Annotated in this window: 11 protein-coding genes; 6 read left to right on the forward strand and 5 right to left on the reverse strand. The window is 69.1% G+C overall.

Annotation, left to right across the window (positions count from 1 at the left end):
* Positions 1 to 90: 90 nt before the first annotated feature.
* Positions 91 to 885: a polyprenol monophosphomannose synthase gene (locus tag VGP60_RS19965; protein ID WP_327549556.1), complete on the reverse strand. Its 795-nt coding sequence runs from the start codon at positions 883 to 885 to the stop codon at positions 91 to 93.
* A gap of 87 nt (positions 886 to 972) precedes the next feature.
* Positions 973 to 1,746, reverse strand: coding sequence for an alpha/beta hydrolase (locus VGP60_RS19970; RefSeq protein WP_327549557.1), 774 nt, complete (start codon positions 1,744 to 1,746; stop codon positions 973 to 975).
* 89 nt (positions 1,747 to 1,835) lie between these two features.
* Here VGP60_RS19970 and VGP60_RS19975 point away from each other — a divergent pair, with 89 nt between their 5' ends.
* From VGP60_RS19975 to VGP60_RS19985, 3 genes are all read left to right on the forward strand, one after another.
* A complete protein-coding gene (locus VGP60_RS19975) occupies positions 1,836 to 2,396 on the forward strand; it encodes a hypothetical protein (protein WP_327549558.1) in 561 nt (186 codons plus the stop codon).
* Positions 2,397 to 2,545: 149 nt separating this feature from the next.
* Positions 2,546 to 3,619: a Glu/Leu/Phe/Val family dehydrogenase gene (locus VGP60_RS19980; RefSeq protein WP_327549559.1), complete on the forward strand. Its 1,074-nt coding sequence runs from the start codon at positions 2,546 to 2,548 to the stop codon at positions 3,617 to 3,619.
* A gap of 18 nt (positions 3,620 to 3,637) precedes the next feature.
* Entirely contained in the window at positions 3,638 to 4,462 is an 825-nt protein-coding gene (locus VGP60_RS19985; protein ID WP_327549560.1) for a serine hydrolase, read from the forward strand.
* Here the strand turns inward: VGP60_RS19985 and VGP60_RS19990 are convergent.
* Positions 4,450 to 5,394: a LysR family transcriptional regulator gene (locus tag VGP60_RS19990; RefSeq protein WP_327549561.1), complete on the reverse strand. Its 945-nt coding sequence runs from the start codon at positions 5,392 to 5,394 to the stop codon at positions 4,450 to 4,452. The genes VGP60_RS19985 and VGP60_RS19990 overlap by 13 nt on opposite strands.
* 84 nt (positions 5,395 to 5,478) lie before the next feature.
* Here VGP60_RS19990 and VGP60_RS19995 point away from each other — a divergent pair, with 84 nt between their 5' ends.
* On the forward strand, positions 5,479 to 6,432 hold the full coding sequence (locus VGP60_RS19995; protein WP_327549562.1) for an MBL fold metallo-hydrolase: 954 nt from the start codon (positions 5,479 to 5,481) through the stop codon (positions 6,430 to 6,432).
* Between the two features lie 59 nt (positions 6,433 to 6,491).
* Here the strand turns inward: VGP60_RS19995 and VGP60_RS20000 are convergent, their stop codons facing one another.
* Positions 6,492 to 6,680 carry a DUF5302 domain-containing protein gene (locus VGP60_RS20000; RefSeq protein WP_327549563.1) on the reverse strand — a complete coding sequence of 63 codons (189 nt, stop codon included), beginning with the start codon at positions 6,678 to 6,680 and terminating at the stop codon, positions 6,492 to 6,494.
* A gap of 298 nt (positions 6,681 to 6,978) precedes the next feature.
* Between VGP60_RS20000 and VGP60_RS20005 the strand changes: the two genes are divergently transcribed.
* On the forward strand, positions 6,979 to 7,104 hold the full coding sequence (locus VGP60_RS20005) for a hypothetical protein (protein ID WP_327549564.1): 126 nt from the start codon (positions 6,979 to 6,981) through the stop codon (positions 7,102 to 7,104).
* A 435-nt stretch (positions 7,105 to 7,539) separates the two neighbouring features.
* Complete coding sequence (locus tag VGP60_RS20010; protein ID WP_327549565.1) at positions 7,540 to 8,508, forward strand: LLM class F420-dependent oxidoreductase; 969 nt, start codon at positions 7,540 to 7,542, stop codon at positions 8,506 to 8,508.
* A gap of 429 nt (positions 8,509 to 8,937) precedes the next feature.
* On the opposite strand, the gene VGP60_RS20015 is transcribed toward VGP60_RS20010, so the two are convergent.
* Positions 8,938 to 9,204: alpha/beta fold hydrolase (locus tag VGP60_RS20015; protein ID WP_327549566.1), on the reverse strand; the 267-nt coding region annotated here is incomplete at its 5' end.

Raw genomic sequence — 9,204 nt, forward strand, 5'->3', positions numbered from 1 at the left:
CCGCTTTGGGGTAATACGACAAGACGTCGACATGGTGTGAAGTCTCGCGCGCGAGAGATCGCCATCTGTCGACAGATGGCAGCTACGCAGTTACGGGCGGGAGCGGGTGAAGAGGAGGCGCCAGGGGCGCCAGGCGGATTCCAGTTGCACGGCGAGCGTCATCTTCGAGCTCCCCGCCGCGCGCTCGACGAAGTGGATCGGGATCTCCAGCAGCACCCTGTCATCCTGCGAAGCCCGGTACTTCATCTCCACCTGGAACGAATACGACGAGCCCTTGATCGTCTTCAGGTCGAGCGCCTCGAGGGTCGCGCGGTGCCACAGGTTGAAGCCCGAAGTCACGTCCCGGATCCGCGTGCGGAGGATCCGGTTGACGTAGAAGTTCGCGAACGCCGACAGCGCTTTGCGGCGCCACGACCAGTCCGCGTCGACGCTGCCGCCGCTGACGTACCGGGAACCGGTGACGACGTCGGCGCCGGTGGCGAGTGCCGCGCCGAGCATCGCCGGGATGGCGGTGTACGGGTGCGAGCCGTCGGCGTCCATCTGCACGACGTACTGCGCGCCGTCTTCGAGCGCCTGGGTCATGCCCGCGATGTAGGCACGCCCGAGGCCGTCCTTCTCGGCGCGGTGCAGCACGTTCATGCGCCCGGGACGGTCACTTTCGGCCTGGGTCTTGTTGTAGCCCTCGGCGAGTTCGTCCGCGAGCTTGCCGGTGCCGTCCGGCGAGTTGTCGTCGACCACCAGAATGGACAGACCGTCGAGCCCGATCCCCGTCACCGCCGCGATCACGGCCGGCAGGTTGTCGGCCTCGTTGTAGGTGGGGATCACCACCGTGATGGCCGTGCTCCGCCAGGCGGCAGGCAGCTCCGTCGGGCTCGTCTCGGTCACAGTTGCTCGGCCTCCGTGGTTGGCAACGGGCGGTTCGGACACCACCCGGCGTGTGCGAGACGATAGCCCACGTGCGGTGATCGGGACTCAGGAAGGTATCCCCGACTGCAGGCGCTCCACTAAGGACCAAACCGCCCTGGGATCTTCGACATGGGCGTTGTGCCCCAGTCCGGGCAGGACCACCGCATCCCCCTGTAGCGCAAGGAGATCCTCCGCCGGGCACATCCGGTCCCCGGCGCCCGCGGCCAGCAGCACCTCCGCGTTGCTGACGGCCAGCAGTCCGGCGACGTCCGGCTCGCCGACGCCGAAGGCCCGCTGGTCCGCCGTTGTCCGCCACCCGTCCCCGGCCCGGCTCACCGCCGCCCCCAGTCCCGGTGCGTCCAACGCCCACAGCTCGTCGAGCCCGGCGACGCGAAGCCATCGCCGCGCGGCTTCGTCCCGCGTTTCGAACGCACGGGCCGGTTTCGCGGCGACTTCGGCGGCCTTGGCGAGTTCCGCGGCCGACCACTGCACCTTGATGCCCAGCCCGCACACGGCCGCCACCGGGACGCCGAACCAGCCGGTGGCCAGGGTCAGCCCGAGCACGCCGCCGAGCGAATGGCCCAGCACCACCACCGGCCCGGTGCCCGTGATGGTCTCGGCGATCGCCGCGGTCATCCCGCCGAACGAATACCGTCCGCTCGCGGCGGACCGGCCGTGTCCCGGCAGGTCCGGGATGATCCAGCTTCCCGGCCAGCGCTCGGTGAGGAGTTCCTCGACACCTCGCCAGACTTCTCCCACGCCCCCGAGGCCGTGCAGGAGCAGGAGTGTCGGTTCACCAGTGCCGCCACGTTCGAAATGTAAACCCGCTTCGGTGCGCATTCCGTCGATGATGCCAGGCCGGACTTGACCTGAACGTTAGTTGAGGTTGAAGGCTGGACCGGTAAGCGTTCACGACGAGAGGAACCGACATGTCGACCCTTCCCGATCTTTCCCGCCCGGACGCCGTAGTCGCCGTGGTCAGCAAGGGCCACACGGAGACTCCGTGGTCCGAAGGCCTGCTGTCCCGCAGCCACTTCGCCGGCACGGATGACGACACCGCCCTCACCTACGAGCAATGGGCCACCGAGAACGCCGACGTCGGCCCCGGCGCCATCGCGTACCGCCTCGTCCGCAGCGAAGCCGATCCGGCCCGCGTTCCCGGCTGCATCGTCTTCATCGACATCGAAACCGACGACGCCGAAACCGCGCGGGCCTGGATCGACTCGGTGTTCGGCGCGCTGCACAGCGACGAAGATCCCCATCCCGGCGGGATCTCCGCCCACTTCCACCTCAGCCTCGACGGCAAGCGGGTGCTCAACTACGCGGGCTGGACCGACGCCGAGGCGCACCGCAAGGCCGTCGAGGACCCCGGCGCACCCGGTGTCGCACGGGTAGAGACGCCGGAGTGGCATCGGGTGCTGAATACTCCGGGAGTGCGTCCGCTCGGTTTCAAGCGGTACCGGCTCCAACGGAGCATTGACGCGGGTTGAGATGGTCTTTCGCGCGCCGGGGCTCTAGGTTGCGTAGGCGAGGTGACCGCGCGGGGGACGACCTTCCCCGCCCAGTCGCCTCACCAGGAAAACCAACCCCGGACGCGCGCCACGAGCCGCGTATCGGTGCAGACAAAGGAGTCACCACCGTGACCGAAGGTGTATTCGGCCGTGAGAGCGTTCACGAGCAGGTCGTGTTCTGCCAGGATCCCGCCAGCGGGCTCAAGGCGATCATCGGCATCTACTCGACGGCTCTCGGCCCGGCACTGGGCGGTACCCGTTTCTACCCATACGAGTCGGAAAGCGCCGCGCTGAACGACGTTCTCGCCCTCTCCAAGGGGATGGCCTACAAGAACGCGCTCGCCGGACTCGACCTCGGCGGCGGCAAGGCCGTCATCATCGGCGACCCGGCCACCCTCAAATCCGAACCTCTCCTGCGGGCCTTCGGCCGGTTCGTGCAGTCGCTGTCCGGCCGCTACATCACCGCCTGCGACGTCGGCACCTATGTCCAGGACATGGACATCGTCGCCCGTGAATGCAAGTACGTCACCGGCCGCTCGCCCGAGGACGGCGGCGCGGGCGACTCGTCCGTGCTGACCGCGTACGGCGTTTTCCAGGGCATGCGCGCGTCCGCCGAACACGTGTGGGGCAAACCCGAGCTGCAGGGCCGCCGTATCGGTGTCGCCGGCGTCGGCAAGGTCGGGCACATCCTCGTGGGGCATCTCGTGGAATCCGGCGCGCAGGTCGTGATCAGCGACGTCTCGCCGGCCGCCATCGAACGCACGCGGGCGCAGTACCCCGGGGTCGAGGTCGTCGCCGACGCCGCGACGCTCGTCCGGTCCGACATCGACGTCTACGCGCCGTGCGCGCTGGGCGGCGCGCTCGACGACGAGACCGTCGCCGTGCTCAACGCCAAGATCGTCTGTGGCGCCGCGAACAACCAGCTCGCGTACCCCGGGGTCGACAAGGCCCTCGACGACCGCGGCATCCTCTTCGCGCCCGACTACCTGGTCAACGCCGGGGGCGTGATCCAGGTCAGCGACGAGCTGCACGGTTTCGACTTCGCCCGCGCGAAGCGCAAGACCACGGCGATCTTCGACACCACGAAGGCCGTGTACGCGCTCGCGAAGGCCGACGGCGTTCCCCCGGCCACAGCGGCTGACCGGCTCGCCGAGCGCCGGATGGCCAACGTCGGCAGGCTCCGGTCAATATTGTCGGTGTGACCTTGTAGAACTTAGCGTGTGACGATCAAGTCGTTCTTCGATTGGGCGGGCGTGCAGGGCTACCTGCACGCCCGCCGCATCTCGTCCGGGCCCGAGGACGAGATCGGGCTCGACCCCGACGAGCCGGTGGTGCTCGCCTCGGTGGTGAAGCTTCCGCTGGTCCTCGAATTCGCCCGCCAGGTCGCCGCCGGTCAGCTGGATCCGACGGATCGCGTCCGTATCGTCGCGACGGATCGCCTCGGCGGCACCGGCACCGCGGGCTGCGCGGACGACATCGAGCTGAGCCTGCGCGACGCCGCGTTCTTCGCGATGTCGGTCAGTGACAACACCGCCGCGGATCTCCTGTTCGACCGCGTCGGCCTCGACAACGTGCGGTCGCTCGTCCGCGAACTCGACCTGCCGGACACCCATATCCTCGGCGCTCCCCGGGACATCCTCCGGACGATCATCGAGGACGAAGGTGCCAAAGAGGTCCGGGCGCTGGATCCGTTGAGCACCACCGCGAGCACACCCCGGGAGATGACCCGCCTGCTCTCGCTGCTCTGGCGTGACCTGGCCGGGCCGCCCGAGGCGTGCCACCGGACGCGTGAGCTGATGCGGCAGCAGGTCAGCTGGCACCGGCTCACCGCCGCCTTCGACGAGGAGGTCGAGGTCGCGGGGAAAACCGGGACCCTGCCGGGGATCCGCAACGAAGTCGGCGTGGCGAGTTTCGCCGACGGATCCCATTACGCCGTCGCGGTGTTCACCGTCGGCGAGCGCAAGGGCGGGCGGCAGCCACAGGTGGACCGGGCGATCGGGCAGGCGGCGGCGTTCGCCGTCGAGCAGTTGCGTCAGCGGTCGTAGAAGACGTCCCACGGCCGGGCAAGTGCTTCTTCCGGCTGCGTCAGCGTCGTGACGCCGTCGCCCTGCAATACGCGAGTCGCGATCTCGGCGAGCCTCGCGGCCTGCGGATGCGGGCTCGAAGAGGGCCAGGCGAACGACATCCGCACGCTCAGCGAACCCGGCGTCAGCGGCCGCCACACCACGCGGGGTTCCTTACGTGCCAACGGTTCGAAGGCGACCCCGTGCCCGGCGAGCACCAGCCCGAGCACGAACTCGGGATTCCGTGCGTGCTGCGGGGCCGGCGGGCGGAAACCGTGGTCCCAGCAGGTCCGCAGCAGGCTGTCGTAGAGCCCGGGGGACGCGGCGCGCGGGAAGATCACCAGGCCCTCGCCCGCCAGATCGGCCAGTTCCAGTTCCGCGCGGTTGGCCAGCGGCGAGTCGCGGGGGAGGACCACGCCGAGCGGGGTGTCCACGACCGGGCCGAGCTCGAGCCCGACGACGTCGACGGGATGCTGCACCAGCCCGGCGTCGAGCTGCCTGTCAGCGAGCAGCCGGATCTGCTCGGTCGTGCTGAGTTCCTGCAGGTCGAGGCGGACGGCCGGGAACTCCTCGCCGAACGCGCCGAGGATCGCCGCCAGCGACCGCCCGGACAGCTCGGGCGGCACCCCGGCCCGCAGCGCGTCGGTCTCGCCGCGATGAGCCTTGCCGACGAGCGTTTTCGTCCGTTCCCACCGCGCGATCAGGTCGCGTGCCTCCGACTGGAGGATCTGCCCGGCTTCGGTGAGCTCGACGTGCCGGCCGCGGTCGAACAGGCGCGCGCCGAGGTCGGTTTCGAGCTTCCGGATGCGCTGGCTCAGCGGTGGCTGGGCGATGCCGAGGCGTTCGGCGGCCCGGCCGAAGTGCAGTTCTTCGGCGACGGCGAGGAAATATCGCAACGAGCGCAGTAGGTCCACGCTGCGACGATATCCGTTTCGATATCGCGGAGAGGTGCTCCCGGTCTTGGACAGCCGTCGCGGAGCTGTGGTCTGGTCGCCGACGTGAACGAGCAACGAATCAGCAGGCGCGGTCTGTTCGGCGTGGGCGCCGGGGCCGCCGCGGTACTCGCCGGGGCCGCCCCGGCCGCCGCGACGCCCGGGAAATCCGCCATGTGGCTGCGGTGGTGGGGGAACAACGGCTGGGAGATCCGCGTCCCCAGCGCGGACGGCAAGAAGACCAAGACCATCCTCATCGATCCGTGGCTGACCCGGTTCAAAACCGGCACCTACACCCCGGAAGGGGCGAACCCGAACACGAAGATCGAGGTGGACAAGCCGCTCATCGACGGCTACGTCGACAGCGGTGAGCTGCGCGCGGACCACATCCTGGTGACCCACGGGCATTACGACCACCTGACCGATGTCCCCTACCTGGCGGAGAAGACCGGCGCCACGGTGATCGGCACCGAGACGCACCTGAGCCTGATGCTCGCCCTCGGCGCGCCGGAAGCGCAGCTCTCGGTCGCCACCGGCGGTGAGTTCCTGACCTTCGACGGCTACACGATCCAGGTGGTGCCCGCACTGCATTCGGCGACGGGCCCGCGCGCGCAGGTCGCGTTCCCCGGTACCTGGCCGATCTCGCGGCGCGACCGGCCGAAGGTGATCAAGGACCTGGTCGAGGGCGGCACGCTGGCCTACCAGGTGACCGGTGGTGGCGCGAGCGTGCTCGACTTCGGCGGCGCGAACTTCGTCGAGTCGGAGCTGGCCGGGCTCAACCCGAGCGTGCTGCTGATGCCGGTCGGCGGCGGCAACGTGTCCGGTTACACCGCACGGATGCTCAACGCCTTGGGGAAGCCGCCCACGATCCTGCCGACGCACTGGGACGACTTCGACCACCCGCTCACCGAACCCGCGTGTGACGCCGGCCAGCTGGAGGCGCTGCGCGTCGCCGTCGCCGCGGCCAGCCCGTCCAGCGCCTTCGTCGTGGTGGACCACCTGCAGTCCTACGTCCCGTAGAAACGACTGAAGGGACCTTCCGGGTTCGAAAGGTCCCTTCAGCCAGTTACGAGGTGAGGTCAGCCGCTCTTGCGACGGAAGGTCCGCTTGTTGGCGGCCGGGCCGTGCGCGTGCTGGTTCTTGCCGCCGGCCGATTCGTGGGCCGAACCGGTCCGGGAACTCGCCTGCTTACGTTCAAGTGCTTCACGGAACTTGCGCTTGACGTCGTCCTCCTCGCCGCTCTCGGGCGACGGTGCAGGTTCAGACATAGGTACCTCCGAGGTTACGACGTGTATCGATACCCACCCTGTCAGTTGTGGCCCCGGAAGGCCAATCCATTTGCCCCCTTTGCGCGTGTCACACACACGTGCAACACATCTACGCAGGCGGGAAGCACGGCTACACAGCCGGGGAGCGCGGGTGTTTCCCGGCTGCGTAGCCGTGCTGCACGGTCCGGTAGGGGTGTTACGCGGTGGGGGGTGAGGAAGTGGACGGCGGCGTCCCAGGGGTTTGCCGCAGGTTTCGCAGAGCAGCGTCGGCCGGAGAGGCTGTGAGCACGCGGTATGGGTGAGCGAGAGGGCGTCGCGGGACCAGCCGGCGATGAAGGCGAGCGCGGGCGTCGGTGGCCGGGTTCCGCGTGGTTTCCACGCCACCTGGGTCCGCGCGGACCAGCTGCGGAACGTCAGGGGATGAACAGTGCTCGGAGTCCCTTGTGGACAGTTAGGCGAAGACGGCTACTTCCGCACGGGCGAGGTGTTCCAGGTGGACGGACTCGACGGCCGGTTCCTGCGTTATGTCGACAGGGCAAAGGATCTGGTCATTCGTGGTGGGATGAACATCTCGCCCGCCGAGATCGAGAGGCTGCTCGCCGCGCATCCTGGCGTCGCGGGGGAGACCGCGCCGGCACTCGGCGAACGGGTGGACTTCCCGCGGGAACAGCGGGTAGCGTCGTTCAAACTGCCGGAGCGGTCGGAGTCGAGGCGTTGCCGCGCAATCCGGTCGGCAAGATCCTCAAACGCGAGTCGCGCCAACGGTTTGGAGCTGGTTCATGAGCGTCTACGTACTCGGAGGTGCGCAGACCGACTTCGCCAGGAACGTGGTCGCGACCGTCGTCACGAGGGGCGTGCGGTGAGGCTTTCGGTTTCACTGGGAATGTGGCAGGACCGCCCGCCCGAAGAGGTACTGGCCACGGCGTGGGCGGCCGACGCGGCAGGGTACCCGGAGCTGTGGATCGGCGAAATGGCCACTTGGGATGCTTTCGCGCTCGCCACGGCCATCGGCGGGATCACCGACCAGATCTCCCTGACCCTCGGGCCGCTGGCGGTCAACGTGCGTGACCCGGCGATGATCGCGATGGGCGTCGCTTCGGTCGCGACCCTGACCGGCCGCGAAACCGGTGTCGCGCTCGGCACGTCCAGCGACGTCGTGGTGCGGGACTGGCACGGCCGGTCCAGCGACGGCGCCGCGACCGCGCTCGGCGAGTCGGCACAGGCGGTACGGGAACTGCTGGCGGGCAAGAAAGCGCAGCTGGAGGGGAAAGTGCTGCGCGCCAAGGGATACCGGCTGCGGCTGGCGTCCCCGAACCCGCCACTGACCATCGCCGCGTTCGGTTCGAAAGCCATCGAGGTCGCCGCTCGGCACGCCGACCGGATGGTGCTCAACCTGGTCAGCCCGGCCACCGCGGCAACGCTGGTACGGCGGTTGCACGCGGCAGCGGACCGGCTCGGTACCACACCTCCGCGCGTCGCCGCCTGGGTCGTCGGCGCACTGAACCCCGGCCCGGAGGCTGTCGAGCAGCTGCGCCGGGGCGTGGTCGGCTATCTCGCCGCACCCGGCTATTCGGACATGTTCCGGGCCGAAGGCTTCGGGTCCCTTGTGGACTTCGCGCTGACCAGCCCGCATCCGCGTGAGCTGCTGGCCGCGATCGGCATCGACGTCCTCGAGGCCGTCGGACTGGTCGGCCCCGAGGAACAGCTGTGGGCCCGCGTCAGCGCGTATGCCGACGCGGGTGTCGACGAACTCGTGATCGTGCCTTCGGCCACCGACGCGGACCCGGCGGGCGCGGCGACTCTCACGACCTGCCGTTCCCTGGGCTGAGCAAAGGAACCGACCACCGCGACCGCAACCAGCACCATCGCGGCCCGTACCGATTCCGGGGTGAACACGAGTTCCCCCAACCGGCCCAGGACAAATCCGGCATGCAGCGCCCAAGCCACCGCCGCGACACCGAGCGCCACCCGCATCGGCGTCACCAGCGAAACACCCGCGGTGACAACGATGAGCGCGCCGAGCGAGTAGGCGTGATGCGCGGTGGCCCCGGCGGCGACCGAGACCACGGTGGCCGTGGCCGCCGCCGCGAAGCCCAGAGGGAAGCCGAATCCACCGTCGAGCCGAGTGTGCCTCATCTCTCAAGCAGAGCGCACCCGCCACCGCCGCTGAAGAACCGTCAACACTTTCCGGACGCCGCCGCCACTTTTCTTGACACTACGTTGACCCTTTCGCCATCTGTCGACAGATGGCGAAAGGTCAGGCGGCGCGCCGCGCGTTCCGGACGATGCTTTCCACGAACGTCGGCCAGAGCGGGCGCGGCAGGTCGTGGCCCATGCCCGGAATGAGCACGAGTTCCGAATCCGGGACGGCCGCGGCGGTCGCCTTGCCGCCGGACTGGTCGACCAGCGGGTCCGCTTCGCCGTGGATGACGAGCGTCGGCACGCTCACCGTGCGTAGTCCTTCGGTGCGGTCATGCGAAGAAATGATGGCGGCCGTCTGCCGCGCCCCACCGGCCGGATGGAA

This window comes from Amycolatopsis sp., assembly GCF_036008905.1.
In the GTDB taxonomy this organism is placed as follows: Bacteria; Actinomycetota; Actinomycetes; order Mycobacteriales; family Pseudonocardiaceae; genus Amycolatopsis.

Bases quoted from the DNA above. Each gene is read 5' to 3' on its own strand.
- VGP60_RS20000 (WP_327549563.1), bottom strand. From the start codon at position 6,680: ATGTCTGAACCTGCACCGTCGCCCGAGAGCGGCGAGGAGGACGACGTC.
- VGP60_RS19975 (WP_327549558.1), top strand. From the start codon at position 1,836: ATGTCGACCCTTCCCGATCTTTCCCGCCCGGACGCCGTAGTCGCCGTG.
- VGP60_RS19970 (WP_327549557.1), bottom strand. From the start codon at position 1,746: ATGCGCACCGAAGCGGGTTTACATTTCGAACGTGGCGGCACTGGTGAA.